Genomic DNA, 25,215 nt, shown 5'->3' on the forward strand with positions numbered 1-25,215 from the left:
CTACTCCCCTTCGCCGTGAATCTCGTTCCGGGCGACCTCGCCCGGCTTGCGGTCGTACTCTTCGCCGATGTGGCCGTCGTTCAGGGTGTCCAGGTGGGACAGGAACTCCTGCTCCGACACGACCTCGACGTTGAAGAGCATCTCGGAGTGGTACTCGCCGCAGAGCTCGGCGCACTTGCCCTGGTACGTCCCCTCGACCTGCGGGGTGAGGTAGATGTGGTTCGTCTTGCCGGGGATCATGTCCAGCTTCTGCAGGAAGGCCGGAACCCAGAAGGAGTGGATGACGTCGCGGCTGTTGAGCTCGAACGTCACCGACTTGCCGACCGGCAGGTACAGGGTGGGAAGCGTCTCCTCGACGCCCTCCTCGCCCGTGAGGTGCGCCTGCGTGCCAGCGAAGTACTTCTCCTGGCCCTGGTAGCTGTAGTTGAAGTCCCAGGCCCACTGCTTGGCGCGGACGTCAACGACGAGCTCGGAGTCCACGGGGGTGTTGATCGCGCGCTCGGTGCTGTCGGAGAACGCGAAGAACGTCAGGATGAGCATGAGCGGAACGGCCGTGTAGAAGATCTCGATCGGCAGGTTGTAGCTCAGCTGGCGGGGGTATCCGGTGTCGTTCTTGCGGCGGCGGTAGGCCACGATGCACCAGATGATCAGCCCCCAGGTCAGCAGGCCGACCAGCAGGACCACGATCCACGAGTTGACCCAGAGATCCTGGATCGACCCGGTGTGGTTGGTGATGTCACGCTCCGCATTCGGGAGCCAGCCCCGCTGGACTTGTTCTGAACAACCCGTCAACAGCAGCGCCCCCGCGCCGGCGATGGCCAAGACCTTGGCCCTGCCCCCGCGGCTGCTGCTGGTTCGGTCTAGCGAACTCACAGACGGCCCTTCCTCTTTGTTAGTGCTGAATGAATCTCCGGCCCCTCCCCCGGGATTCCGTGCGGAGATCCCGGTGTGACAAGGCCAAAGGAAAGCTTGGTTTTACTACTCGCTGTAGAGCTTACCCGTTGCCGACCTTCTTTGCCGACCGAAACCCCGGCGGCGCGGCAAACGTGAAGCCGCGCCGCCGGGGCGTGTCGCCTAGTGGAAGGAATCGCCGCAGGCGCACGAGCCGCCGGCGTTCGGGTTGTCGATCGTGAAGCCCTGCTTCGAGATCGTGTCCTCGAAATCGATCGAGGCGCCGCTGAGGTACGGAACGCTCATCTTGTCGACGACGACCTCGACGCCTTCGAAGTCGCGCACGGCGTCCCCGTCGAGGAGGCGCTCGTCGAAGTAGAGCTGGTAGATGAGTCCGGAGCAGCCGCCCGGCTGCACGGCGACGCGCAGGCGGAGGTCGGTGCGTCCTTCCTGTTCCAGGAGGCTGCGGACCTTGGTCGCCGCGACGTCGGAGAGCGCGACCTCGTGGGTCGGGAGCTCGGTGGCGTCGGCGTTGGTCTCGTTGGTCGTGGCGGTCATATGGGTCCTCCCTTGCTGCGGATGGAAGGGACCGGCGGCTTCACGCGGTCCTCTTCCCCTCTATGGTACGTCTGCCGGGGCGGCGATGCCTTCCGGCGTTACAGCCCCTGCGCGTCCAGGCGGGCGAGCAGGAGCGCCTCGGCGACGACGGCACGGCGGAAGTCGTCGAGATGAAGCGACTCGTTGGCGCTGTGCGCCCGGGAATCGGGGTCCTCGACGCCCGTGACCAGGATCTGCGCCTCCGGGTAGAGCTCGGTGAGGTCGGCGATGAACGGGATGGAGCCTCCGATCCCCGTCTCCACGGCGGGCACGCCCCAGGCCTGTTCGAGGGACCAGAGGCTCGCCTGCGCGGCGGGCGCCGAGGTGTCGGTGGAGAAGGCGTTGCCGAGCTCGACGGCGGTGAAATCGACCCGGGCACCGAACACGTCCTGGGACTTCACGTGGGCCTCGAGGGCCTCGGCGGCCGCTTGCGGATCCTGGCCCGGCGCGAGCCGGACGCTGACCTTGACGCGGGCCGTGGGCAGGAGCGTGTTGGAGGAGACCGCCACGGACGGGACGTCGATCCCGATCACCGAGAGGGCGGGCTTGTGCCAGAGGCGGTCCGCGAGGGGGCCGCTGCCGGCGAGCCGGACGCCGTCCAGGACGGAGGCGTCGCGGCGGAAGTCGGCCTCGTCGTACTCGACCTCGGCGCGTTCGCGGGCGAGGAGGCCGTCGACGGCGACGTTGCCCTCGGCGTCGTGGAAGCTCGCGATGATCCGGGCCGCGAGCGTCGGCGCGTCGAGCACGGGCCCGCCGAACATGCCGGAGTGGACGGCGTGCTCGAGCACGCGCACCTCGAACACTCCCCCGACCATGCCGCGCAGGCTCGTGGTCAGGGCCGGGCGGCCGACGGCCCAGTTGCTCGAGTCCGCCACGACGATGACGTCGGCGGCCAGGAGCTCCTGGTACTGCTCGAGGAAGGGCCTGAAGCTGGGCGATCCGGCCTCCTCCTCGCCCTCGAAGAAGAACGTCACGCCGACGCCGAAGTCCTCGACGGCCGCGAGCACGGCGCGCAGGGCCGCGATGTGGACCATGATGCCGGCCTTGTCGTCCGCCGCGCCGCGGCCGTAGAGGCGGCCGTCGCGTTCGGTGGCGGTGAAGGGCGGCGTGTCCCACAGCGCCGGGTCTCCCGGGGGCTGCACGTCGTGGTGGGCGTAGAGCAGGATGGTCGGCTTGCCTGCGGCGGCGGGGCGGCGGGCGACGACGGCGGGGCTGCCGGGAGTGCCGTCCGGGGCCGGGGCGGTGAGGGTGCGGACGTCGTCGACGCCGGCGGCGCGCACGAGCGCGGCGACGGCCTCGGCGCTGCGCCCGAGCTCGGCGGGGTCGAAGGCCTCCCAGGCGATGCCGGGGATCGAGACGAGCTCCTTGAGCTCTGCGAGGGTCCGATCGAAGCCGTCGAGCACGGTCCGGGTCACGGCCGCGACGTCGACGGCGCCGCTGCCCGGTGCGGGGGTGGTGTCGTGTGGGGTCATGGCACCACCCTACCGAGAGCCCGCCGGGTTCGGCCGTGCGCCGCCCAGCGGCTAGACTTGGCGGGTGTTTGGACGCAAGAAGGACGCGGACGCCGCTACGACGCCGGCCGCCACAGAGACCCCGACGGAGCCCGTAGTGGGCAAGGGCGCGCCGACGCCTAAGCGGAGCCGGCAGGAGGCGCAGAACAAGCGGCCCCTCGTTCCGACCGACCGCAAGATCGCGAAGGAGCGTGCCCGGCAGCAGCGGATCGAGGCGCAGGAACGCCTCCGCCTCGCCAACGAGACGGGCGACGACCGCTACATGATGCCGCGCGACAAGGGCCCGCAGAAGCGCTATGCCCGCGACTTCGTGGACTCGCGCTGGATGGTCGGCGAGTTCCTGATGTTCATCATCTTCGGCTTCCTGATCGTCGCGATCTCCGTGCCGAACCTGACGGTGCAGGCCTATGTCACGATCGGCCTCTGGGTGGTCCTCGGCATCACCATCATCGACGCGGTGATCATGACCCGGCAGCTCAAGTCCCGCCTGGCCGCCAAGTTCGGCGACACCGAGCGCGGCGTGCTCTGGTATGCGGCGATGCGCGGGCTCCAGTTCCGCAAGCTGCGGCTGCCGAAGCCGCAGGTCGCGCGCGGCGCGGGCCCGCGCGAGTAATCTCCGGTTCACTCCGGCACGCAGCGCCCGGACGGCCCGGGCCGGGCACGTGACGGCAGACGACGGCGGGGCGGCACCTGGAAAGGTGCCGCCCCGCCGTCGTCCGCGTCCGGGCCCCCGCCGCCCGCCGCAACTCGTCGCCGCGGCACCGCGCGCCGGCGCGGGGAGGGCGCCCCGCCCGCCGCAGCTTGGCAGGAGCCGGGGGTCGGCGTCGCGGGCACCCCTCAGCGCGTCCGGACCCGCTTGAGGTGCCGGTTGATCCGCCAGGCCCAGAACGGCCCCTCGTAGAGGAAGGCCGTGTAGCCCTGGACCAGGTCGGCTCCGGCGTCGAGGCGCTGCTGGACGTCCTGTCCGGTCTCCACGCCGCCGACGGAGACGATCGCCGTGCCGTGGTCCAGCTGCGAGCGCAGGCGCCGCAGCACCTCCAGGGAGCGTGCCTTGAGCGGAGCGCCGCTGAGCCCGCCGGCGCCCATCTCCTCGACCTTTCCGGGGTCGGTGCGCAGGCCGTCGCGGCCGATGGTCGTGTTGGTCGCGATGACGCCGTCGAGGCCGAGCTCGCGCACGAGCGCCGCGACGTCGTCGATGTCCTGGTCGGCGAGGTCGGGGGCGATCTTCACCAGCAGCGGAACATGGCGCCCCGCGGCGGCATCCGCCTCGGCGCCGACCGCGCTCAGGAGCGGGCGCAGAGCCTCGATGTCCTGGAGCAGGCGCAGCCCGGGCGTGTTGGGCGAGCTGACGTTGACCACGAGGTAGTCCGCCTGCGGGGCGAGCAGCCGCGTGCTCACGAGGTAGTCCCCCACCGCGTCCCCGAGGTCGACGGCCTTGGTCTTGCCGATGTTGATACCGAGGACGGGGCGGACCGTCCCGAAGCGTCCTTCGAGCGTGTCCCGCGCCCGGGCGGCGCGCGGCGCGACGGCCGCGGCGCCGTCGTTGTTGAAGCCCATGCGGTTGATGACGGCGCGGTCCTGGACGAGCCGGAAGAGCCGCGGGCGCTCGTTGCCCGGCTGTGCCTGGCCTGTGATGGTGCCGACCTCGACGTGGCCGAACCCCAGGTCCGCGAGGGCGGCGATGCCGTGCCCCTCCTTGTCGAAACCGGCGGCGAGGCCGAACGGCGAGGGGAACTGCAGGCCCAGGACCTGTCGGCGCAGCGACGGGTGGGGCCGGGTCACGCGGCGCAGGACGGCCGAGGCGCCCGCGCGTTCGGCGAGGCGGATCATCCGGAAGCCGATGTGGTGGGCCTTCTCGGGATCCATGCCGGAGAACACCACGCGGAAGAAGAGGGGGTAGAAGCGCATGGCCTCCAGTCTGACCTGCCCCCGCCACGGCTGCCAACTCCGGGCGCGCGCGGGTCGCTCGGTGGATATGCTCGGGTCATGGACAGAAGCAGCACGGGTACCCCCGACGACCGGGATCCGCGCCCCGGCGGGACCGGACGTGTTCCCACTGGGCCGGCACGGGATGCCCTCGCGCTGCTCGAGGACACCGCCCCCGGGCAGTGGGTTCCCGACGTCCTCGGGCCCGGCTTCTCGCACACGACCCTTCCCCAGGGGGCCGACGAGGAGGGGCCCGTGGTCTCGACGCTCGTCCGCTACCGCCCGGAGGACGCCGCGCCGGCCGGCCACCGGGACGGGGACGCGCGGCCGCCGTGGTGGGCCCCCCTTGCCCTGGACGTCCGCGCCGGACTGGACCGCATGCTCGCGACGGCCGCGCGGCGGCCCGGCACGCGGGGCTCGGGGCGCGCCGCGCCGGGGGGATCGCGCGACGCCGCGGCGGACGGCCCGAGCGGGCGGCCCGCCACCGACTCCGGGAGCGGCCCGACGGTCGTCCTGGCCCTGCACGGCTGGACCGACTACTTCTACAACACCGGGCTGGCGCGCTTCTGGGCCGCACGCGGGGCGCGCTTCTACGCGCTGGACCTGCGCCGCTTCGGCCGGAGCCTGCGCCCGTGGCAGACGCCCGGGTTCGTCACGGACCTGGCGGAGTACGACGACGACCTGGCCGCCGCGCTCACGGCGATCCGGGCGGACGTGGGCCGAGTCGGGCGGTTCGTCGTGTGCGCCCACTCGACGGGCGGGCTCATCGCCTCCCTCTGGGCCGACCGGCACCCCGGCACGGTCGACGCCCTCGTCCTGAACTCGCCGTGGCTCGAGATGCAGGGCAGCTGGCTGGTCCGCTACGCGGCGGCCGGGATCGTGGACCCGGTGGCCCGCTTGCGGCCGCGGGCCCGGCTGAAGCTGCCCGAGACCGACCACTACTGGCAATCGCTGAGTGGCGAGGCGCACGGCGAATGGGAGCTGCACCCCCTGTGGCGGCCCCGTCTCGCCTTCCCGGTCACGGCGGGCTGGATCTCGGCCGTGCTGGCCGGGCACGCCCGCGTCGCCCGCGGCCTCGACGTCGGCTGCCCCGTCCTGGTGCTCACGAGCGACCGTACCCATCTCGGCACGCAGTTCGACGCCGAGATGCTCTTGACCGACACCGTGATCGAGGTCGATACCGTCCGCCAGCGGGCGCTGAAGCTGGGACGCGAGGTCTCCGTCGTGGCGGTGCGCCACGCGATGCACGACGTCTTCACCTCCTCGGCGGGGCCGCGCGCCGAGGCCTACGCCGCCGTCGGACGCTGGGCCGACGGATACCTGCGCTCCGCCTCCGCCGCTCCCCGTCAGACGCCCGTCGCGGAGTCCGGCCGCGGCTCGAGCGGCGCGTCGACGGCGGCGCCGTAGCGGCGGTCCCGCCGCGCGTAGTCCTCGACGGCACGCCACAGCGTCCGCCGGTCCACGTCGGGCCACAGCACGTCCATGAAGACCATCTCGGCATAGGCGGACTGCCACAGCAGGAAGTTGGATGTGCGCTGTTCCCCGGAGGTGCGCAGGAAGAGGTCCACGTCGGGAAGCTCCGGCTCGTCCAGGTAGCGGGCGATGGTCTTCTCCGAGATCCCGGAGGGCTTGAGCCGCCCGGCCTTGACGTCCCGGGCCATCGCGGCGACGGCATCGGCGATCTCCGCGCGTCCGCCGTAGTTCACGCACATCGTCAGCTGGCAGACGGAATTGGCATCGGTCAGCCGCTCGGCCTCGAGCAGTTCGTTGACGACGCTGCGCCAGAGGCGCGGCCGGCGACCCGCCCAGCGGATGCGCACGCCCCAGCTGTCCAGGACGTCCCGTTGGCGGCGCAGCACGTCCCGGGAGAAGCCCATGAGGAAGCGGACCTCGTCCGGGCTGCGCTTCCAGTTCTCGGTTGAGAAGGCGTACACCGAGACGTACTCGATGCCGATCTCGACCGCCCCGGCGACGACGTCCAGGAGCGCGGCCTCGCCGGCGCGGTGCCCCTCCGTCCGGGGCAGTCCCCGCTGGTTGGCCCAGCGCCCGTTGCCGTCCATGACGATCGCGACGTGGCGCGGCACGAGTCCGGCCGGCAGGCGCGGGGGCACGGCCCCGCTCGGGTGCGGCTCCGGTGCCACGGGTGCCTGGGTGGCGGCCTTCCGGCCGCGTGCTGCTTTCCTGACGGGGATCACGCTCTTTCCACGTGCTTGAGGGACTTCACGACCCGTTCCAAATGCCACTGCAGGTATCCTGCCACAATCCCCGCGGCCTCCTTGCGGGCCGGCGGCGGGGCCTGCGCGACGCCCGCCCAGTCCCCCGCGAGGAGGTCGGCGAGCAGGCGCAGGGACTCCGGCGCCGGGGAGCCGGAACCGGCGGGCCGGCAGTCCGCGCAGACCGCTCCGCCGAGCGGGATGTTGACCGCGGTGTGCGGCCCGGGGGCCCCGCAGCGAGCGCACGAGGTGAAGCTCGGGGCCCAGCCCGCCGTGGCCAGGGCCCGGAGGAGGTAGGAGTCCAGCAGGAGCGCCGGATCGCCGGCTCCCCGGGCCAGGGCGGCGAGGGCGCCGTGCAGCAGGCGGAACTGCGGCCCGGCGGAGTCGCCGTCGGCGTCGGTGAGCCGCTCGGCCGTCTCGACCATCGCGTGCGCGGCCGTGTAGCGCGCGTAGTCGGCGGCCAGGGCCTGGCCGTAGGGGCCGCTGAGCTGGGCCTGGGTGACGATGTCCAGGGAGCGGCCGTGGACGATCTGGGCGTCCACGAGCATAAAGGGCTCGAGCGTGGCTCCGAGCTTCGAGCTGGTCCGGCGCACGCCCTTGGCCACGGCCCGGATCTGCCCGTGGTCCGGGGAAAGCAGGACGACGATGCGGTCTGCCTCCCCCAGCTTGTAGGTGCGCAGCACGAGCGCCCGCGTCCGGTAGGACCTGGAGGCGAAGCTGGAGCGGGACACGCCTCCATTGTCTCAAAGGGCGTCCGCCCCGCCGGCCTCCACGCGACGGCGGCGCGCCCCCTCCCGGGTGCGCGCCGCCGTCGTCCGTCCTGTTGTGCCGTCCCGGGACTCAGCCGGCGTCGCGGACCGCCCGGTTCACGGCCGAGATGACGGCCTTGAGCGAGGACATCGTGGTGTTGGTGTCGATCCCGACGCCCCACAGGACCCGGTCCCCGACGGCGCACTCGACGTAGGCGGCGGCCTTCGCCGCGCCGCCCTCGCTCAACGCGTGCTCGGTGTAGTCCAGGACCCGGGCGTCGACGCCGTCCTCGGCCAGGAGGTTGAGCAGGGCGTTGATCGGCCCGTTGCCGCCGGCCGTGCGCTCGCGCGCCACGCCGTCGATGTAGAGGGTCGCCGTGAGCTCGAAGCCACCCGTCGCCGAGGTCTTCGTGTCCACCGCGCCGAGCTCGTAGCGCCCCCAGCGCTCGGTGCCGTCCACGTCGCGGCACGGCAGGTACTCGTCCTGGAACACGTTCCAGATCTCGGAGGCGCTGATCTCGCCGCCCTCGCCGTCGGTCTTGCGCTGGATGACGCCGGAGAACTCGATCTGGGCGCGCCGCGGCAGGTCCAGATGGTGGTCGTGCTTGAGCAGGTAGGCCACGCCGCCCTTGCCGGACTGCGAGTTCACGCGGATCACGGCCTCGTAGCTGCGGCCGATGTCGCGGGGATCGATCGGCAGGTACGGTACGGCCCAGACGAGCTCGTCGACGGACTTGCCCTCGGCCTGGGCGCGGGCGTCCATGGACTCGAAGCCCTTCTTGATCGCGTCCTGATGCGAGCCGGAGAACGCGGTGAACACCAGGTCGCCGCCGTACGGGGAGCGCTCCGGCACGGAGAGCTGGTTGCAGTACTCCGCGGTGCGCCGGATCTCGTCCATGTCGGAGAAGTCGAGCATCGGGTCGATGCCCTGGCCGAACAGGTTCATGCCCAGGGTCACGAGGTCGACGTTGCCGGTGCGCTCTCCGTTGCCGAAGAGGCAGCCCTCGATGCGGTCGGCGCCGGCCATGTAGCCCAGCTCGGCGGCGGCCACGCCCGTGCCGCGGTCGTTATGCGGGTGCAGCGAGAGGATGATCGAGTCGCGGTTGGCCAGGTTGCGGTGCATCCACTCGATGGAGTCCGCGTAGACGTTCGGGGTCGCCATCTCCACCGTCGCCGGCAGGTTCAGGATCATCTTGTTCCCGGGGCTCGCCTCGAGGATCTCGGCCACCGCCTCGCTGATCCGCTTGGCGAACGCGAGCTCGGTGCCCGTGAAGGACTCCGGGGAGTACTCGTAGGTGATGCGCGTGCCGGTCAGCTGCTCCTCGTACTTCTTGCAGAGCCGGGCGCCCGTCGTGGCGATGTCGACGATGCCGTCCTGGTCCTGCTTGAACACGACGTCGCGCTGCAGGACGGACGTGGAGTTGTAGAGGTGCACGATCGCCTGCTTCGCGCCGACGAGGGACTCATAGGTCCGCTCGATCAGGTGCTCGCGGGACTGCGTCAGGACCTGGATGGTGACGTCTTCGGGGATCCTGTCCTGCTCGATGAGCTGGCGGACGAAGTCGAAGTCCGTCTGCGACGCGGAGGGGAAGCCGACCTCGATCTCCTTGAAGCCCATGCCGACCAGGAGGTCGAACATCTTGTGCTTGCGCTCCGGGCTCATCGGATCGATGAGGGCCTGGTTGCCGTCCCGCAGGTCCACGGCGCACCAGCGCGGCGCCTGCGTGATGACCCGGTCCGGCCATGTGCGGTCAGGCAGCGAGACGGTGATCTGGTCCTGGAAGGGGACGTACTTGTGGATCGGCATGCCCGAGGGCTTCTGCGTGTTCTGCATGGTGGTGTCTGGCCTTTTCAGTGGTGGTTGAAAATGACGGCCGGCAGGACGGAACTCCGCAGCGAGGGGTCGGCCTCAGGACCGCTGGTCCCGTGTTGCCTCGCCGCGGCGGTTTAGAAGGAGCATCTCCGCACGCATGCCTGTCACCATAGCACCCGCCGGGCAGGCCGATTAAGCGGCTCCGCTATGTTGCGGCGGGCGCCCCGCCCCGGAGGCCTAGAAGCCGAGCCGCCCGAGCTGCTTGGGATCCCGCTGCCACTCCTTGGCGACCTTGACGTGCAGGTCCAGGTAGACGCGCGTGCCGAGAAGGGCCTCGATCCCCTTCCGGGCGCGCGTGCCGACCTCGCGCAGCCGCGCGCCGCCCTTGCCGATGATGATGGCCTTCTGCGAGGGGCGCTCGACGAAGAGGTTGACGTGGATGTCCAGCAGCGGGTTGTCCTCGGGGCGGCCTTCGCGGGGAATCATCTCCTCGACGACGACGGCCAGCGAGTGCGGCAGCTCGTCGCGGACTCCTTCGAGGGCCGCCTCGCGGACGAGCTCCGAGACCATCTTGGCTTCCGGTTCGTCGGTCAGCTCGCCGTCCGGGTACAGCGGCGGGGACAGCGGCATGAGCCCCGCCAGGACGTCGGCGACCTCCTGGACCTGGTAGCCGTCCTGGGCGGACACGGGGACGACGGCGGTCCATCCCCCGGTGCCGAGCGTCTCGGTTCCCAGGGCGGTCACGGCGAGCAGTTGTTCGGCGAGGGCTGCCCGGTCCACGAGGTCGGCCTTGGTCACGAGGGCCACGACGGGCTTGCGCCCGAGCCGGGCGAGCTGGGCCGCGATGAAGCGGTCCCCCGGGCCGATCTTCTCGTTGGCCGGGAGGCAGAAGCCGATGACGTCGACCTCGGAGAGCGTCTCGGCGACGAGGTCGTTCAGGCGCTGCCCGAGCAGCGTGCGCGGCCGGTGCAGCCCGGGGGTGTCGACGAGCACGAGCTGGGCGTCGTCCCGGTGGACGATCCCGCGGATCGTGTGGCGCGTGGTCTGCGGCTTGGCCGAGGTGATCGCGACCTTCTGCCCGACGAGCGCGTTGGTGAGGGTCGACTTGCCGGCGTTGGGCCGGCCGACGAAGGAGGTGAAGCCCGCGCGGAAGTCGTCGGGCCAGCTGCCCGGCACGATCGGCGCGGGGAGGTCTGGGGTCTGGGGCATGGCGTCTAGTCCTTCGTCTCTTCGGCCTCGGGGTCCTTGCGGCCCCTCGAGCCTTCGTCTGCGTGGTCGGGGCCCTCCGGGGCCTCCGAGGCGTCGATCCAGGCCAGGATCGTGCCGATCCGGTTCCGCCGTCCCTCGAGCCGTTCGGCATGGAGGCGGATCCCGTCGGCGGAGACCTCCGAGCCGACGATCGGCACGCGCCCGAGCGTCTTGGCGAGCAGGCCGCCGACCGTGTCGACCTCCTCCTCCTCGATGCTGCGGTCGAACAGCTCCCCCAGGTCGGCGATCGACATGCGCGCGCTGATGCGGTAGATGCCGTCCCCCGCCTCCTCGGTCTCGACGCGCCCGGCATCGTACTCGTCGTCGATCTCCCCGACGATCTCCTCGATGAGGTCCTCCAGGGTCACGAGCCCGGCGGTGCCGCCGTACTCGTCGATGACGATCGCGACGTGCGTCGATTCGCGCTGCAATTCCTGCAGCAGCTCGGCGACGGCCTTCGATTCCGGGACGTAGCGGACGTCGCGGCAGACGGCCTCGACGGTCCGCTGCTCCTCCGGATTGGCGTGCAGCCGTGCCGCGACGTCCTTGAGGTAGACGATCCCGACGATCTGGTCGGCGTTCTCCTTGATGACGGGGATCCGCGAGCAGCCGGAGCGCAGGAACAGGCTCATCGCCTGGGGCAGGAGGGTTCCCGCCTCGACGGTGACCATGTCCGTGCGGGGCACCATGACGGAACGCACGCGCGTGTCTCCGAGCTCGAAGACCGAGTGGATGAGGTCCGCCTCGACGTCCTCGATCATGTCGGCCTCGTTGGCCCGGTCCACCATGTCGCGGAACTGTTCTTCCGTGAAGAACGCCTCCTCGCCTCCGGAGGCCCCGGGCGAGATGGCCGTGCCGACGCGGACGAGCCACCCGGGGACGGGCCCCAGGATCACGCGCAGGAAACGGACCAGGGGGGCCGTGAAGGAGACGACGGAGGAGGCATGGACGCGGCCCAGGCGGCGCGGGGAGACGCCGACGAGGACGAATCCGACGGCGGCCATCGTCACCGTGGCGAGGAGGCCGGCGAGCCAGACGTTGTCGAGGAGGTCGTGGTAGAGGATCGCGATCGCGACGGCCGAGGCGGTCTCGAACCAGATGCGCCAGAAGCGGACGGCGTGGGTGTGGGGGGCCGGCTCGGCCAGGATCTGCCGCAGCCGCTTGCGGGGCCGCTCGGCGAGCATCTGCTCCGCCTCCTGCCGGGGCAGGAAGAGGTAGGCGGACTCCGCGGCGGTGAGCAGGGCGGCGCACGTGACGAACGCGACCGCGAGGGCCGTCAGGACGGCGGTGATCATCCGGTGGTCTCCCGCGGTGCCTCACGGCCCAGGAAGGCGGTGAGCAGCTCGCGCTGAAGGCCGAACATCTCCTCCTTCTCCTCCGGCTCGTGGTGGTCGAAGCCGAGCAGGTGCAGGAGCCCGTGCGTCGCGAGCAGCAGCACCTCGTCGTCGAAGGAGTGCCCGCCGCGGGCCGCCTGCTCCCGCGCGACCTGGGGGCAGATCACGATGTCGCCGAGCATGCCGGCGGGCGAGGGGCTTCCGGGGGCGCCGGGCCGCAGCTCGTCCATCGGGAAGGACATCACGTCGGTGGGGCCGGGAAGGTCCATCCAGTCCAGATGCAGCCGCTCCATGGGCTCCTCGTCCAGCAGGATGATCGAGACCTCGGCCTCGGGATGCACGTAGAGCGCGTCCAGGACGTGGCGTCCGAGCGCGCTGATGGCCTCGAGGTCCGCCGGGATCGCGGACTCGTTGTTGACTTCGACGGACACGGACTAGTCCTCGCTGTGGTGGGGGCGGGTGGTCTCGGGGCGCCGCGCACGGGCCGGCGCGCGGCGTGGGCGCGGCCCCCTGCTTTCGAGGAGCCGTTCGGCGACGGCCTCCTCCTGCGCGCTCCACGTCTCGTAGGCGGTCACGATGTCCGAGACGAGGCGGTGCCGCACGACGTCCTGCGCGTCGAGCGTGCAGAAGGCGATGTCCTCGACCCCGCGCAGGATCTCGGTGACCACGCGCAGGCCCGAGCGCGTCCCGCCGGGCAGGTCCACCTGCGTGATGTCGCCCGTCACGACGACCTTCGAGCCGAAGCCGAGCCGGGTCAGGAACATCTTCATCTGCTCGGGCGTGGTGTTCTGGGCCTCGTCGAGGATGATGAAGGCGTCGTTGAGCGTCCGGCCGCGCATGTAGGCCAGCGGGGCGACCTCGATGGTGCCGGCCGCCATGAGGCGCGGGATCGACTCGGGGTCGATCATGTCGTGCAGGGCGTCGTAGAGCGGGCGCAGATACGGGTCGATCTTGTCCGTGAGCGTGCCCGGGAGGAAGCCGAGCTTCTCCCCCGCCTCGACGGCCGGCCGGGTCAGGATGATCCGGCTGACCTCCTTGGCCTGGAGCGCCTGGACGGCCTTCGCCATCGCGAGGAATGTCTTGCCCGTGCCGGCGGGGCCGATGCCGAAGATCACGGTGTTCTCGTCGATCGCGTCGACGTAGGCCTTCTGGTTCACGGTCTTGGGCCGGATGCTGCGCCCGCGGCCCGAGAGGATGTTGAGCCCGAAGACCTCCCCCGCCCCGGAGGCAGGGACGGTGCGGCCGTCGACCATCCGCACGAGCTGTTCCACGAGATGGGCCGAGACGCGGGTGCCGCGCGAGGCGAGCCCCCGGGCCTCGTCGATGACGCGGCGCGCCTTGGCCGCCTGCTGCGGGTCCCCGGAGACGGTGAGCTCGTTGCCGCGCACGTGCAGCGCGGCGCCCGGGTAGACGCCCTGGACGATCCGCAGGACCTCGTCGTGGGCCCCGAGGGACGCGACCATTTCCTCGGTGGAGCCGAAGCGGACGATGCTGCCCCCCGTGGAGTCCTCCACGTCGGGGCCGGTGGTGCGATCGGGGTCCTGGGTCATGGGTGCGGCGGGGCCTCCCTCGTGCCGCGCCGACGGATCCGGGCCGGGCCCTTCCCGGCCGTTTGCGGCGCGCCTCCATCCTACTGGAACGGAGGGCTGGCGCCATCGCGGCGGCCCTGCTTCATCCATCCGGCGGAGTATCGGTCCTGCAACACTTGGGCCCGGATCCCCCCTTCCGGGGGACGCGGGTGGTCCCGCCTGTGCCAAGCTTGATGAGCGCCCCGTGCGCATCCTCCAGCCTCGATCCCGGAAAGGACGGTCGGACGTGGTCCATGCCAGCCGCAGCAGCCGCACCAGGTCACGCCTGGCCGTGCTCGTGCTGGTCGCCGGACTGGGCGCGGTCTCCGCGTGTTCCGGGACGTCGTCGGGGGCCGCCTCGACGATGCCGCCGGCCCCGTCGAGTGCCGCCTCCGCGGCCGTTCCCTCGGCGGGATCGGGCAGCCCGCTGGAGAAGCTGGCGAGCCACCGGCTCGCCCCCGTCTACTGGCTCGGCGAACGGGACTCGACGGTGTACCTCTACCGCGAGTACATCCAGGCCGAGGACCAGGGAGACCCGATCACGACGAGCCTCAAGCACATGCTCGAGCAGCAGCCGGGCGATCCGGACTACTTCAACCTGTGGAGCCCCGCGACCCGGATCGGCACGTCCATCAACGCGGACAACGTGATCACGGTCGACCTCTCGGCGGACGCGTTCCGCCGCCCGCTCGACGCCGGGCTCGCCGAGCGCGCCGTGCAGCAGCTCGTCTACACCGCGACGGCCGCCGCGGCCAATGCCGGTCTACTCAGCGGAAGCATCGCCCCCCGCGTCGTCGTGGTCGTCGACGGGCACTCCGGCTACGAGGCGTTCGGGCACGTCCCGCTCTCCGGCCCGCTCGAGCGCGACGCCTCCCTCCGGGCGCCGATCTGGATCATCGACCCGCAACAGGACGCGGCGCGCACTGCCGGCCGGGTCGTCATCACGGGCCTGTCCGCCGAGTTCTCGGGCGGTGCCCGCTGGGAAGTGCGGAGGATGGCGGACGACGGCGCCGCGGACGTGGTCTCGACAGGCCGCCTGACGCTCGGGGCGGGACAGCTGCCCGACGACCAGTTCGAGCTCGCCGTGGACCTGCGTCCGGGCAACTACGAGGTCTCGGTATGGGGCCAGAACGCGGGCAGCGACGAGCGCCTCAGCGAGGACACCAAGCACGTCGTCGTCTCCGACTGACCTCGTTTGACGGCTCCCGGCCGCGGAATCCGTCCCCGGCCCGACCCGCGATGGGGCCCGTCAGCCGGCGTCCACGAGGTGGCGCACGAGCACGAGCCCGACCGGACCGGCCGTCGAGGCCCGCAGCACGTTGCGGCCGAGCGAGGCGGTCACGGCCCCCGCGGACACGAGCCGCTCGACCTCGCGGTCGCCGATGCCGCCCTCGGGGCCGACGAACAACATGACCTCCTTCGCCCCCGCGGGGGCTCCGGCGACCCAGTGCGAGACGAGCTCGGCGAGCGGGGCGTCCGCCTCCTCGTGCAGCACGATGGCGAGCCGGGCGCGGGGTCCGGCCCCGCCGTCGTCCGCCGGGCCCTGCTCCAGGAGCGAGGCGAGCTGGGCCGTCGTGGCGGCGCCGGAGACCCCTGGGGCCCAGGCCCGGCGCGACTGCTTGACGGCCGCGCGCACCGTCGCGGCCCACTTCGCCCGGCCCTTGGCGGCCTTCTCGCCGCTCCAGCGCACGACGCAGCGCTCGGCCTGCCACGGGATCACGGCGTCGACGCCGATCTCCACGGCCGACTCGACGGCCTGCAGGTCGCGGTCGCCCTTGGCCAGGGCCTGGACGAGCACGGTGCGCACGGCGGGTGGCTCCTCCGTCCCCACGGCGAGGACCTCGGCCGTGAGCACGGACTGGCCCGTGGAGACGACGCGGCACGAGGCCCGGGTGCCGGAGCCGTCGACGAGGTCGATCTCCTCGCCGGCGCGCACCCGCTTGACGGCGACGGCGTGCCGTCCCTCGTCCCCGGTGAGGTCCACGAGGGATCCGGGCGCCGATTCGTCCAGCGTGCCGGCGTCGACGAGGAAGGCCTGGTTGCTCATCAGCCGCGGTGGCCCAGCTTGTCGCGCAGCCGTGAGAAGACGCCGCCGCGTTCGGCGAGCCGCCCTTCGGCGACCTCCTCGCCGCGCAGCGACGCGAGCCGCTCGAGCAGTTCGCGCTGCTCGGCGTCGAGGCGGGTCGGGGTCTCGACCTGGACGTGGACGATGAGGTCACCGCGGCCCGAGCCGCGCAGGCGCGGCACCCCGAGCTGGGCCAGGCGGAGCGTCTCCGTCGCCTGCGTCCCCGGCTCGATCCGGACCTCCTGCGGTCCGTCGAAGGTCTCCAGGGTGACGTCCGTGCCGAGCGCGGCCGCGGTCATCGGGATCGTGAGCGTCGCGTGCAGGTCGTTGCCCTCGCGTTCGAACACGGCGTGGCGGCGCACCTCGATCTCGACGTAGAGGTCGCCCGCGGGCCCGCCGCCCGGGCCCGCCTCGCCCTGCGCTGCCAGGTGGATGCGCGTACCCGTTGCGACGCCGGCGGGCACCTTCAGCTGCTTGCTGACGCGCTCGCGGACGCGGCCCTGGCCCATGCACTCGTTGCACGGCGAGGGCAGCGTGGTCCCGTAGCCGCGGCAGGCGCTGCACGTCTCGAGGGTCATCATCTGTCCGAGGAAGGAGCGTACGGGCCGCTGGATCTGGCCTCGGCCATGGCAGATCGTGCAGGTCTCGGGCGAGGTGCCCGGTTGGCAGCAGCTGCCGTTGCAGACGCCGCACGTCACGGCGGTCTCCATCTCGAGTGGGTAGACGATCCCCTGCACGGCGTCCTTGAGGTCGATCGTGGCGGTGATCAGGGCGTCGCGCCCGCGGCTCGTGCGCGAGGCCGGACCGGCCTGCTGGCCGCCGCCGAAGAACTGCTCGAAGATGTCGTTGAAGCCGAAGCCCGCTCCCTGGCCGAAGCCCTGGGCGTTGCCGTTCTCGTTGCCCGTCGCATCGTAGTTGCGGCGCTTCTCGGGATCGGAGAGGACCTCGTAGGCCCGCGTGACCAGCTTGAACTGCTCCGCCGCGTCCTCGCCCGGGTTCACGTCCGGGTGGAGCTTGCGGGCCAGCTTGCGGTAGGCCTTCTTGATTTCCTCGGTCGTGGCGTCCTGCGCGACGCCGAGTACGTCGTAGTGGTTGCTCACAGTGGTCGCTGTGTCCTTTCCAAGGGGGGTGGAGCGGTGGGCATCCGCCGGTCAGCCGGCGAGGATGCGTGAGAGGTAGCGGGCGACGGCCCGAACGGCCGCCATCGAGCTGCCGTAGTCCATGCGGGTGGGGCCGAGGACGCCCATCTTGGCGGATTCGCCGGGGCCGTAGCCCGTGGCGATGACGGAGGTCTCCTCGAGCCCGCCGTAGCGGTTCTCGCGTCCGATTCGGACCGCGATGCCGCGGGCGTCGAGCTCCATCTCGGAGAAGAGCCGCAAGAGCACGACCTGTTCCTCCAGGACCTCGAGCACGGGGGTGATGGTCAGCGGGAAGTCGCCCGTCGCCCGGGCCAGGTTGGCGGTACCCGCCATGAGGATGCGGTCCACGACGGTGGAGTCCCCCAGCGCCGCCAGCGTCGTCGCGATCACGGCTCCCGCCGGGCGCAGCGGCTCGGGCAGGAGCGGTTCGACGGCGGCCGGCAGGACGCCGAGCCCGTCGAGGGACAGCCCCGAGGCCTGGGTCATGATCACGCCCTTGACGACGGCGAGGTCCTCCTCCGTGGGATCGGGAGCGACGCCCACGACGCGCTGCTCGACCTTGCCGCTCGAGCCGATCAGGACCACGAGCACGCGCCCGTGGCCGAGTCCGACGAGCTCGATGTGGCGGACCGTCGCGTCGCTGTAGCCGGGGACCTGCAGCACCGCCACCTGATGCGTGAGCTGGGCCAGGAGCCGCACGGTGCGGTCGAGCACCTCGTCGATGTCGTCGGCCCCCGCGACGAGCGCCTGGATGGCCCGGCGCTCGGCCGGCGAGAGCGGCCGGACGTCCTCGATCCGGTCCACGAAGCGGCGGTAGCCCTGTTCCGTGGGGATGCGGCCGGAGGAGGTATGCGGGGCGACGATGAGCCCCTCGTCCTCGAGCGCGGCCATGTCGTTGCGCACCGTCGCCGCGGAGACCCCGAGGCTGTGGCGCTCCACGAGGGCCTTCGAGCCCACGGGCTCACGCGAGTGCACGTAGTCCTCGACGATCGCCCGGAGGACTTCGAGGCGTCTGGGTTCCGACATCGCGTCCTTCCGTGGTCTCAGGTAGCAGGTGCCGTGCGCGGGCTGCGCGTGTCCGGTGGCGGAAGCGGGCCGGCGCCCGCCGACGGTCTGGCACTCGACACGTTCAAGTGCTAAGTCTAATACCTTTCACCGGTTGTTAGCATGGTCAGCGCCCGGCGCGGGCGCGGAACCGCCGACCCGGCGGCTCCGGACGGGACCGGAAGGGCTGGGTGGACGCGGTGTTCGAGTACGGTTGGGGCGCCCAGGAGCTCTCCGGGGCCAAGAAGGCCCCCTTGCGGCAGGTTCCCGTGGCCGTCGGCCAGGTCCTGGAGGACGTCCAGTCCGGCTGGGTCGGGGAGGTCGTCGCCGTCGAACGCTCCGGCGGGATGCGCGTCGTCGTCCTGGAGGACCGCAAGGGCCGCCGCCGGTCCTTTCCCACCGGATTCGGCTTCCTCCTCGAGGGAGAGCCCATCGAGCTCACCGCCCCCCGGGCCACCGCCGCGCCGGCGGCTCCGGCGCGTACGGCGTCCGGATCCGTGCGGGTCGAGAACCTCCGGGCCCGCACCGCCCGGGCAAGCCGGGTCTGGGTCGAGGGCAAGCACGACGCCGAACTCGTGGAGAAGGTCTGGGGGCACGACCTGCGGGTGGAGGGCATCGTCGTCGAACCCCTCCACGGCGTCGACGACCTGGCCGCCGCCGTCCACGGCTTCTCCCCCGGTCCGGGCCGCCGGCTCGGCATCCTCGTGGACCACCTCGTCCCCGGATCCAAGGAGGAGCGGATCGCCCGCGAGGCCATGGCGGTTCCCGGGGCGCGCGGCAACGTACTGATCGTCGGCCACCCCTACGTCGACGTCTGGCAGGCCATCCGGCCCTCGGTGCTGGGGATCGACGCCTGGCCCGTGGTGCCGCGCGGGACCGATTGGAAGACCGGCATCCTGCGCGGGCTCGGCTGGCCGCACGCCACGCAGGCGGATGTCGCCCAGGGCTGGCGCCGGCTGCTCGGAGGCGTGACGAGCTACGCCGACCTCGAGGCGAGCCTCCTGGGCCGCGTCGAGGAGGTCATCGACTTCCTGACGGCTGACGGCAGCTGAGGGGACCCCGTGCGGCGTGGCCGCGCGCCGCGGCGCGGATCGTCCGTCCCGCGGCGGTAGACTGTCCAGCGCAGGAGCCTGCCCGGCGGCAGGCACGATCAACGGAGGATGACCGAGTGGCCCGAGGGTTCGACGAAACGGCGCGCAACGGATCCGGCGACGGCCGCCGCTACGAGGGGTCCTCTCCGGCCCCCCTGCCGCTGACGCCGTCCGAGGACCGCCAGTGGGCCACGATCGCGCACTTCGGGGCCATCCTCGGCTGCATTCCCTCGGCCGTCATCTACTTCGTCTACCGCAACCGCGGGCCCTTCGCCGCCCAGGAATCGAAGGAAGCGCTGAACTTCACCTTCCCGCCCACGGTCGCGGCGATCCTGGCGAACCTGCTGACCCTGCTGCCCGTCGTCGGCGGGTTCTTCGCCGTCGTCGCCGTCGCGATCTGGGTCTTCCTCACCGTCAGCGGCGTCGTGGCGGGCATCGAGGTCAACCGCGGCCGCCCCTACCGCTACGCCTTCAACCTGCGGCTCATCAAGTAGGGCGGGGCCGTCCGCGCCTAGAAGTCGAGCAGCCGGCGCACCACGGCGTCGGCCATCAAGCGGCCCTGCAGCGTCGGCACCACGCGCCCCCGCACGGCCGCGGTGCCGTCGACGAGCCCGTCCGCGATCAGTCCGGCGACCGCGCGGCGGCCCTCGTCCCGCAGCCCGGCGATCCCGAAGCCCTCGCGGATGCGGGTCAGCAGCATCGTGCGTTCGAGATACCGGGCGTCGTCGTCCGGGCTCTCCCGGCCCGCCGCCGGCGAGACGCCCGCGTCGATGCGCTGCTGGTAGGCGGCGGGGTGCTTGACGTTCCACCAGCGCAGTCCGCCCACGTGCGAGTGCGCGCCCGGGCCCGCGCCCCACCAGTCCGCCCCTTGCCAATACGCCAGGTTGTGGCGGCAGCGGCTGGACTCGCCGCGGCTCCAGTTGCTCACCTCGTACCACTCGTAGCCCGCGGCGCCGAGCAGTTCGTCGGCCATCAGGTACTTGTCCGCGTGGTCGTCGTCGTCGATGTCGGGGACCTCGCCGCGCCGGATCCGGGCGGCCAGCTTGGTGCCCTCCTCGATGATGAGCGCGTAGGCGGAGACGTGGTCGGGATCGTAGGACAGCGCGGCCTCGAGGGAGGCGCGCCAATCGGCGAGGGACTCCCCCGGCGTGCCGTAGATCAGGTCGACGCTGACGTCGAGGCCGGCGTCCCGCGCCCAGCCCACCGCCTGGCCGACGCGCTCGGGCCGGTGCGTCCGGTCCAGGGTGCGCAGCACGTGGGGGACGGCGGACTGCATGCCGAAGGAGACCCGTGTGAACCCCGCCCGGGCCAGCTCGGCGAGCGAGTCCGGCGTCACCGAATCAGGGTTGGCCTCGGTCGTGACCTCGGCGCCGGCGGCCAGGCCCCACGCGGACCGGACGGTGTCCAGGACGCGGGCGAGGTCGGCGGAGGGAAGCAGGGTCGGGGTGCCCCCGCCGAAGAAGACCGTCCCGGCCGGGCGGGCGGGGACGCCCGAGGCGAGCAGGGCCCCGGCGCCGAACCGCAGTTCGCGCGCGACGGCGTCGGCATAGCTTTCGCGGCTCGAGCCGTGCCCCAGCTCCTGGGCCGTGTAGGTGTTGAAGTCGCAGTAGCCGCAGCGGACCGTGCAGAAGGGGATGTGGACGTAGACGGAGAACGGGCGGCCGGCGGCGCCATCGGCGGCGCCGGCCGGCAGCAGTCCGTCGGCCGGCGCGGGATCGCCGAGGGGAAGGGCCGAGGGCATCGCGGCTACTTCTTGCCCTTGTCCTTGGACTCTCCGGAGGACAACGCGGCGATGAAGGCCTCCTGCGGGACCTCGACGCGGCCCACCATCTTCATCCGCTTCTTGCCTTCCTTCTGCTTCTCGAGCAGCTTGCGCTTGCGGGAGATGTCGCCGCCGTAGCACTTGGCGAGGACGTCCTTCCGGATCGCGCGGATCGATTCGCGGGCGATGATCCGCGAGCCGATCGCGGCCTGGATCGGGACCTCGAACTGCTGGCGCGGGATCAGCTCGCGCAGCTTTCCCGTCATCATCACGCCGTAGGAGTAGGCCTTGTCCTTGTGGGTGATCGCGCTGAACGCGTCCACCTGCTCGCCCTGGAGCAGGATGTCCACCTTGACGAGGTCGGCGACCTGTTCGCCGTCGGCCTTCCAGTCCAGCGACGCGTAGCCGCGGGTCTTGGACTTGAGCACGTCGAAGAAGTCGAAGACGATCTCGGCGAGCGGCAAGTGGTAGCGCAGCTCGACGCGGTCCTCGGAGAGGTAGTCCATCCCGCGCATGATGCCGCGCCGCGACTGGCACAACTCCATGATGGAGCCGACGAACTCGCTGGGCGCCAGGACCGTCGCGGCGACCATGGGCTCGTGCACCTCGAGGATCTTGCCCGAGGGGAACTCGCTCGGATTGGTCACCGTGGTCATCTTCTTGTCCTCGGTCATGACCTCGTAGACCACGTTCGGGGCCGTGGAGATCAGGTCGAGGCCGAATTCCGCCTCGAGGCGCTCCCGGGTGATCTCCAGGTGCAGCAGGCCGAGAAAGCCGACGCGGAAGCCGAAGCCGAGGGCCACGGAGGTCTCCGGCTCGTAGATGAGCGCCGCATCGTTGAGCTGGAGCTTGTCGAGGGCGTCGCGCAGTGCCGGGTAGTCGGAGCCGTCGATCGGGTACAGCCCCGAGAACACCATGGGCTTGGGGTCCTCGTAGCCGCCGAGCGACCGCGTGGCCGGCTTCGCGAAGTTGGTGACCGTGTCGCCGACCTTGGACTGGCGCACGTCCTTCACACCCGTGATGAGGTAGCCGACCTCGCCGACGCCGAGGCCCTGGCTCGGAGTGGGCTCGGGCGAGCTGACGCCGATCTCCAGGAGCTCGTGGCTCGCCCGTGTCGACATCATCTGGATCCGCTCGCGCGGGGACAAGTGCCCGTCGACGACGCGGACGTAGGTGACGACTCCGCGGTAGGTGTCGTAGACGGAGTCGAAGATCATGGCCCGTGCCGGGGCGTCCGCGTCGCCCACGGGAGCGGGGAGATCGCGGACGATCTGGTCGAGCAGGGCCTCGACGCCCTGGCCCGTCTTGCCGGAGACGCGCAGGACGTCCTCCGGATCTCCGCCGATGAGGTTGGCGAGCTCCTCGGCGTACTTCTCCGGCTGGGCCGCGGGGAGGTCGATCTTGTTCAGGACCGGGATGATGGTGAGGTTGTTCTCCATCGCCAGGTACAGGTTGGCGAGCGTCTGGGCCTCGATGCCCTGGGCGGCGTCGACGAGCAGGATCGCGCCCTCGCAGGCGGCCAGCGAACGCGAGACCTCGTAGGTGAAGTCGACGTGCCCGGGCGTGTCGATCATGTTCAGGGCATAGGCGGTCCCGTCGAGCTCCCACGGCATGCGCACGGCCTGGGACTTGATGGTGATGCCGCGCTCGCGCTCGATGTCCATGCGGTCCAGGTACTGGGCCTTCATGTCGCGGGGCTGCACGACGCCCGTGGCCTGGAGCATGCGGTCCGCCAGCGTGGACTTGCCGTGGTCGATGTGCGCGATGATGCAGAAGTTCCTGATGATCGCCGGATCGGTGGCGGCGGGCACCGGTGCGGTGCGGGCCATGGGTGACACGTGGGTGACCTCGCTCTGGTACGGACTCGGGGTGCGGCCGGGAGGACCGCAAAACCCCATTGTCCCATGCCCGGGGCGCCCTCCGGACGCGCCCCGGGCCGCGGCTGGTAGCTTGGGGCCCATGCAGATCAACGGACGTACCGTGATGAGGTGGATCGACACGGCCGCACGCCTCCTGGCGGGTTCGCGCCGGAGCGGGACGGATACGACGACGGAGCCGCGTTCCCGGGGAGGCGTCGGCACAGTGCCCGGGAGCCCGGGACGGAACACGGTGCCGCCGCGTCCTTCCCCCGCGCGCGGGGCGGGATCCGCGGCGCCGCGCGGGCGGGGTGGGTCGAAGTCGGCCGGAAGCGGCGAGGCGGGATGGGCCGCTGGCGGCTATCCGGGAGACTTCACGGGGCGGTTCGTGCCGGCCTACGATCCGCATCCGGACGGGAGGCCGGACCCCGGAGAGGTCGTCTGGGCCTGGATTCCCTACGAGGAGGACCCCGCGCAGGGCAAGGACCGTCCCGTGCTCCTCGTGGGCCGGGATGGCGGCTACCTGCTGGCGGTGATGTTGACCAGCAGGGACCGCAACAACGCACGTTCACGCGACGAGGACTACGTCGACATCGGCGCCGGAGCCTGGGACGCCCAGGGGCGCCCGAGCGAGGTCAAGCTGGACCGGATCGTGCGGCTGCTTCCGGAGGGGATCCGCCGCGAGGGGGCCGTTCTGGACCGGGACCGCTTCGAGGCCGTGGCGCGCCGGCTGCGTTCCTGAAGCGCCACGCCGCCCCCCTGCGTGAATCGCGTCGCGGCACGGAGCCTGCTACCATTGACTGCTGTGTGTCCGCGCAGGTCGACGGGCACTTCTTCGAAGTCGCCATAGGTATCCCCACGCCGCTCAGTCGATGGCTTCGGAGAGAACCCTCACCGACCGATTTCCGCGTAGCAAGAGAGTTTATTTCAGTGGCAAACATCAAGTCCCAGAAGAAGCGCATTCTCACCAACGAGAAGGCCCGCGTCCGCAATGCCGCGATCAAGTCCGAGCTGAAGACGCTCATCCGCAGCGTCAACACGGCGGTGGAGTCCGCCGACAAGGACGCCGCGAGCACCGCGCTGGCCACGGCCAACCGCAAGCTGGACAAGGCCGTCAGCAAGGGCGTCATCCACAAGAACCAGGCCGCCAACCGCAAGTCGGCCATCTCCAAGAAGGTCGCCGCGCTCTAAGCGCCGCACCGTCTGAGCACCGCGAGGGCCGCCCCGGATCAATCCGGGGCGGCCCTCGCTGCGTCGGCCACCGCTGCCGCGTCGCCGCGGGTCTTGCGGAGGATCCATCCCGGCGCGGCCGGGCTGGCGGTGGCCACCTGCGCGGCAGGGTCCGCTACCGGCGCGAATCAGCGGCGGGCGGCGAGGGCGATGCCCGTGACGGCCCGCTCCACGGCGTACTCGGGGTCGCGCGAGGCGCCCTTGACCTGGGCATCGGCCTCGGCGACGAGCCTGAGGCAGGACACGAGTTCGTCGTGGGACCAGTACTGGGCCTGTTCCTGCGCCTGCTGCACCTGCCACGGAGCCATGCCGAGTTCCTTGGCGAGCTGTCCCACCGGCTTGCGCTGCCCGGCGACCTTCGCGACCTGGCGCAGCTTCATGGCGAGAGCGGCGATGATCGGTACCGGATCGGTGCCCGTGGCCAGCGCATGGCGCAGCGTGCCGAGGGCGAGCGCACCGCGACCGGTCAGGGCCGCGTCGGCGACCTTGAACCCGGTGGCCTCCACGCGGCCACCGAAGTAGCGGTCCACGGTGTCCTGGTCCACGTCGCCCGCCGTGTCCTGGACCAGTTGGGAGCAGGCCGCGCCCAGTTCGGCGAGGTCGGAGCCCACGGCAGCCACGAGGGCGCGGGCGGCTTCAGGGTGGATGCGCCGGCGCGCGGCGGAGAACTCGGTGGAGACGAACTCCAGCTTCTCGGCGTCCTTCTTGAGCGGCTGGCACTCCACGATCGGTACGCGGGCTGCCTTGAGGGCGTCGAGGAGCTTCTTGCCGCGGTTGCCACCGGCGTGGTGCATGACGAGGGTGACGTCATCGGCGGGCTGCTTCAGGTACTCGAGCGCGTCCTGGAGGAAGTCGTCGCTCATCGCGGCGAGGGCCCGGACCTCAACGGCCTTGGACTCGCCGAAGAGGGACGGGCTCGCGGCCAGGAGCAGCTGCCCGCGTTCGTACCCCGAGGCATCGAACCGCGTCGTCTCGGTGGCGGGCTCGTCGGCGAGGAGGCGTGAGCGGATCGCGTCGAAGGCGCGGCCCGCGATGTACTCCTCGGGCCCCAGCAGCAGGACCACGGGCGCCGGGGCCGCCGATCGCCAGGCGGAACCGGAGCCGGCGGACGGCTTGCGTGCGTTGCTCTTCTGCGTTGCCATGCGTGTGTGCCTTTCCCTGCGCGCGTGCCCCTGCAT

The 25,215-nt window shown here is 71.5% G+C and carries 24 protein-coding genes; 7 read left to right on the forward strand and 17 right to left on the reverse strand.

The annotated features are described in order from the left end of the window. The 3 genes from ctaC to ACQ3I4_RS02790 form a co-directional block, all read right to left on the reverse strand. Positions 1-873: an aa3-type cytochrome oxidase subunit II gene (ctaC, locus tag ACQ3I4_RS02780; protein WP_430632739.1), complete on the reverse strand. Its 873-nt coding sequence runs from the start codon at positions 871-873 to the stop codon at positions 1-3. Between the two features lie 201 nt (positions 874-1,074). Next, the gene (locus ACQ3I4_RS02785; RefSeq protein WP_430632740.1) at positions 1,075-1,449 is read right to left on the reverse strand and encodes a HesB/IscA family protein; all 375 of its coding nucleotides are present in this window, start codon (positions 1,447-1,449) and stop codon (positions 1,075-1,077) included. Between the two features lie 98 nt (positions 1,450-1,547). Further along, the gene (locus ACQ3I4_RS02790) at positions 1,548-2,960 is read right to left on the reverse strand and encodes a dipeptidase (protein WP_430632741.1); all 1,413 of its coding nucleotides are present in this window, start codon (positions 2,958-2,960) and stop codon (positions 1,548-1,550) included. Positions 2,961-3,024: 64 nt separating this feature from the next. Between ACQ3I4_RS02790 and ACQ3I4_RS02795 the strand changes: the two genes are divergently transcribed. Then, positions 3,025-3,612 carry a DUF3043 domain-containing protein gene (locus ACQ3I4_RS02795; protein ID WP_329861423.1) on the forward strand — a complete coding sequence of 196 codons (588 nt, stop codon included), beginning with the start codon at positions 3,025-3,027 and terminating at the stop codon, positions 3,610-3,612. Positions 3,613-3,836: 224 nt separating this feature from the next. Here ACQ3I4_RS02795 and ACQ3I4_RS02800 read toward each other — a convergent pair whose 3' ends face one another. Continuing rightward, positions 3,837-4,907: a quinone-dependent dihydroorotate dehydrogenase gene (locus tag ACQ3I4_RS02800; RefSeq protein ID WP_329861418.1), complete on the reverse strand. Its 1,071-nt coding sequence runs from the start codon at positions 4,905-4,907 to the stop codon at positions 3,837-3,839. Between the two features lie 78 nt (positions 4,908-4,985). Between ACQ3I4_RS02800 and ACQ3I4_RS02805 the strand changes: the two genes are divergently transcribed. Continuing rightward, positions 4,986-6,332 carry an alpha/beta hydrolase gene (locus ACQ3I4_RS02805; RefSeq protein ID WP_430632742.1) on the forward strand — a complete coding sequence of 449 codons (1,347 nt, stop codon included), beginning with the start codon at positions 4,986-4,988 and terminating at the stop codon, positions 6,330-6,332. Here ACQ3I4_RS02805 and ACQ3I4_RS02810 read toward each other — a convergent pair. From ACQ3I4_RS02810 to ACQ3I4_RS02840, 7 genes are all read right to left on the reverse strand, one after another. Further along, positions 6,272-7,117, reverse strand: a complete 846-nt coding sequence (locus ACQ3I4_RS02810) for an isoprenyl transferase (protein WP_430632797.1) — start codon at positions 7,115-7,117, stop codon at positions 6,272-6,274. The genes ACQ3I4_RS02805 and ACQ3I4_RS02810 overlap by 61 nt on opposite strands. Beyond that, complete coding sequence (gene recO / locus ACQ3I4_RS02815; protein WP_329861413.1) at positions 7,117-7,869, reverse strand: DNA repair protein RecO; 753 nt, start codon at positions 7,867-7,869, stop codon at positions 7,117-7,119. The genes ACQ3I4_RS02810 and recO overlap by 1 nt, the downstream gene beginning before the upstream one ends. Before the next feature lie 109 nt (positions 7,870-7,978). Further along, positions 7,979-9,721 (reverse strand): 2-isopropylmalate synthase, encoded by a 1,743-nt coding sequence (gene leuA, locus ACQ3I4_RS02820; protein WP_430632743.1) that lies wholly within the window; start codon positions 9,719-9,721, stop codon positions 7,979-7,981. Positions 9,722-9,937: 216 nt separating this feature from the next. Beyond that, complete coding sequence (gene era, locus ACQ3I4_RS02825) at positions 9,938-10,909, reverse strand: GTPase Era (RefSeq protein WP_329861411.1); 972 nt, start codon at positions 10,907-10,909, stop codon at positions 9,938-9,940. 5 nt (positions 10,910-10,914) lie between these two features. Beyond that, on the reverse strand, positions 10,915-12,243 hold the full coding sequence (locus tag ACQ3I4_RS02830; protein WP_329861409.1) for a hemolysin family protein: 1,329 nt from the start codon (positions 12,241-12,243) through the stop codon (positions 10,915-10,917). After that, on the reverse strand, positions 12,240-12,713 hold the full coding sequence (ybeY, locus tag ACQ3I4_RS02835; protein ID WP_329861408.1) for an rRNA maturation RNase YbeY: 474 nt from the start codon (positions 12,711-12,713) through the stop codon (positions 12,240-12,242). Before ybeY ends, ACQ3I4_RS02830 begins: the two co-directional genes overlap by 4 nt. A gap of 3 nt (positions 12,714-12,716) precedes the next feature. Next, the gene (locus ACQ3I4_RS02840; RefSeq protein ID WP_329861407.1) at positions 12,717-13,832 is read right to left on the reverse strand and encodes a PhoH family protein; all 1,116 of its coding nucleotides are present in this window, start codon (positions 13,830-13,832) and stop codon (positions 12,717-12,719) included. Between the two features lie 265 nt (positions 13,833-14,097). On the opposite strand from ACQ3I4_RS02840, the gene ACQ3I4_RS02845 reads away from it, so the two are divergent. Beyond that, positions 14,098-15,039: a GerMN domain-containing protein gene (locus tag ACQ3I4_RS02845; RefSeq protein WP_329861406.1), complete on the forward strand. Its 942-nt coding sequence runs from the start codon at positions 14,098-14,100 to the stop codon at positions 15,037-15,039. 60 nt (positions 15,040-15,099) lie between these two features. Here the strand turns inward: ACQ3I4_RS02845 and ACQ3I4_RS02850 are convergent, their stop codons facing one another. Genes ACQ3I4_RS02850 through hrcA form a run of 3 tightly spaced genes read right to left on the reverse strand, consistent with a single transcriptional unit; the run spans position 15,100 to position 18,080 of the window. Then, positions 15,100-15,897: a 16S rRNA (uracil(1498)-N(3))-methyltransferase gene (locus ACQ3I4_RS02850; RefSeq protein ID WP_430632744.1), complete on the reverse strand. Its 798-nt coding sequence runs from the start codon at positions 15,895-15,897 to the stop codon at positions 15,100-15,102. Next, positions 15,897-17,015, reverse strand: coding sequence for a molecular chaperone DnaJ (gene dnaJ / locus ACQ3I4_RS02855; protein ID WP_329861403.1), 1,119 nt, complete (start codon positions 17,013-17,015; stop codon positions 15,897-15,899). Before dnaJ ends, ACQ3I4_RS02850 begins: the two co-directional genes overlap by 1 nt. 51 nt (positions 17,016-17,066) lie before the next feature. After that, a complete protein-coding gene (gene hrcA, locus ACQ3I4_RS02860; RefSeq protein ID WP_430632745.1) occupies positions 17,067-18,080 on the reverse strand; it encodes a heat-inducible transcriptional repressor HrcA in 1,014 nt (337 codons plus the stop codon). A 218-nt stretch (positions 18,081-18,298) separates the two neighbouring features. Here hrcA and ACQ3I4_RS02865 point away from each other — a divergent pair, with 218 nt between their 5' ends. Further along, positions 18,299-19,150: a DUF3097 family protein gene (locus tag ACQ3I4_RS02865; RefSeq protein WP_329861422.1), complete on the forward strand. Its 852-nt coding sequence runs from the start codon at positions 18,299-18,301 to the stop codon at positions 19,148-19,150. A 116-nt stretch (positions 19,151-19,266) separates the two neighbouring features. Next, positions 19,267-19,683, forward strand: coding sequence for a DUF4870 domain-containing protein (locus tag ACQ3I4_RS02870; protein WP_329861401.1), 417 nt, complete (start codon positions 19,267-19,269; stop codon positions 19,681-19,683). A gap of 17 nt (positions 19,684-19,700) precedes the next feature. Here the strand turns inward: ACQ3I4_RS02870 and hemW are convergent, their stop codons facing one another. Together hemW and lepA are read right to left on the reverse strand one after the other, a co-directional pair. Beyond that, positions 19,701-20,930 carry a radical SAM family heme chaperone HemW gene (gene hemW / locus ACQ3I4_RS02875; RefSeq protein ID WP_430632746.1) on the reverse strand — a complete coding sequence of 410 codons (1,230 nt, stop codon included), beginning with the start codon at positions 20,928-20,930 and terminating at the stop codon, positions 19,701-19,703. A 5-nt stretch (positions 20,931-20,935) separates the two neighbouring features. Next, positions 20,936-22,789 carry a translation elongation factor 4 gene (lepA, locus tag ACQ3I4_RS02880; protein ID WP_329861399.1) on the reverse strand — a complete coding sequence of 618 codons (1,854 nt, stop codon included), beginning with the start codon at positions 22,787-22,789 and terminating at the stop codon, positions 20,936-20,938. A gap of 121 nt (positions 22,790-22,910) precedes the next feature. Between lepA and ACQ3I4_RS02885 the strand changes: the two genes are divergently transcribed. Both ACQ3I4_RS02885 and rpsT read left to right on the forward strand, forming a co-directional pair. Then, entirely contained in the window at positions 22,911-23,549 is a 639-nt protein-coding gene (locus ACQ3I4_RS02885) for a type II toxin-antitoxin system PemK/MazF family toxin (RefSeq protein ID WP_430632747.1), read from the forward strand. Between the two features lie 188 nt (positions 23,550-23,737). Beyond that, positions 23,738-23,998 (forward strand): 30S ribosomal protein S20, encoded by a 261-nt coding sequence (gene rpsT, locus ACQ3I4_RS02890; protein WP_329861397.1) that lies wholly within the window; start codon positions 23,738-23,740, stop codon positions 23,996-23,998. A 167-nt stretch (positions 23,999-24,165) separates the two neighbouring features. Here rpsT and holA read toward each other — a convergent pair whose 3' ends face one another. After that, positions 24,166-25,179 (reverse strand): DNA polymerase III subunit delta, encoded by a 1,014-nt coding sequence (gene holA, locus ACQ3I4_RS02895; RefSeq protein ID WP_430632748.1) that lies wholly within the window; start codon positions 25,177-25,179, stop codon positions 24,166-24,168. Positions 25,180-25,215: the final 36 nt, after the last annotated feature.

It is taken from the genome of Zafaria sp. Z1313, from assembly GCF_050563205.1.
Lineage (GTDB): Bacteria > Actinomycetota > Actinomycetes > Actinomycetales > Micrococcaceae > JAZDCJ01.

What these genes read in the sequence shown, in the direction of transcription:
- ACQ3I4_RS02785 (WP_430632740.1), bottom strand. Translation starts at nt 1,449, where the DNA reads ATGACCGCCACGACCAACGAGACCAACGCCGACGCCACCGAGCTCCCG.
- ACQ3I4_RS02790 (WP_430632741.1), bottom strand. Translation starts at nt 2,960, where the DNA reads ATGACCCCACACGACACCACCCCCGCACCGGGCAGCGGCGCCGTCGAC.
- ACQ3I4_RS02800 (WP_329861418.1), bottom strand. Translation starts at nt 4,907, where the DNA reads ATGCGCTTCTACCCCCTCTTCTTCCGCGTGGTGTTCTCCGGCATGGAT.
- ACQ3I4_RS02805 (WP_430632742.1), top strand. Translation starts at nt 4,986, where the DNA reads ATGGACAGAAGCAGCACGGGTACCCCCGACGACCGGGATCCGCGCCCC.
- leuA (WP_430632743.1), bottom strand. Translation starts at nt 9,721, where the DNA reads ATGCAGAACACGCAGAAGCCCTCGGGCATGCCGATCCACAAGTACGTC.
- era (WP_329861411.1), bottom strand. Translation starts at nt 10,909, where the DNA reads ATGCCCCAGACCCCAGACCTCCCCGCGCCGATCGTGCCGGGCAGCTGG.
- ACQ3I4_RS02830 (WP_329861409.1), bottom strand. Translation starts at nt 12,243, where the DNA reads ATGATCACCGCCGTCCTGACGGCCCTCGCGGTCGCGTTCGTCACGTGC.
- ACQ3I4_RS02840 (WP_329861407.1), bottom strand. Translation starts at nt 13,832, where the DNA reads ATGACCCAGGACCCCGATCGCACCACCGGCCCCGACGTGGAGGACTCC.
- ACQ3I4_RS02850 (WP_430632744.1), bottom strand. Translation starts at nt 15,897, where the DNA reads ATGAGCAACCAGGCCTTCCTCGTCGACGCCGGCACGCTGGACGAATCG.
- hrcA (WP_430632745.1), bottom strand. Translation starts at nt 18,080, where the DNA reads ATGTCGGAACCCAGACGCCTCGAAGTCCTCCGGGCGATCGTCGAGGAC.
- hemW (WP_430632746.1), bottom strand. Translation starts at nt 20,930, where the DNA reads ATGCCCTCGGCCCTTCCCCTCGGCGATCCCGCGCCGGCCGACGGACTG.
- ACQ3I4_RS02885 (WP_430632747.1), top strand. Translation starts at nt 22,911, where the DNA reads ATGCAGATCAACGGACGTACCGTGATGAGGTGGATCGACACGGCCGCA.
- holA (WP_430632748.1), bottom strand. Translation starts at nt 25,179, where the DNA reads ATGGCAACGCAGAAGAGCAACGCACGCAAGCCGTCCGCCGGCTCCGGT.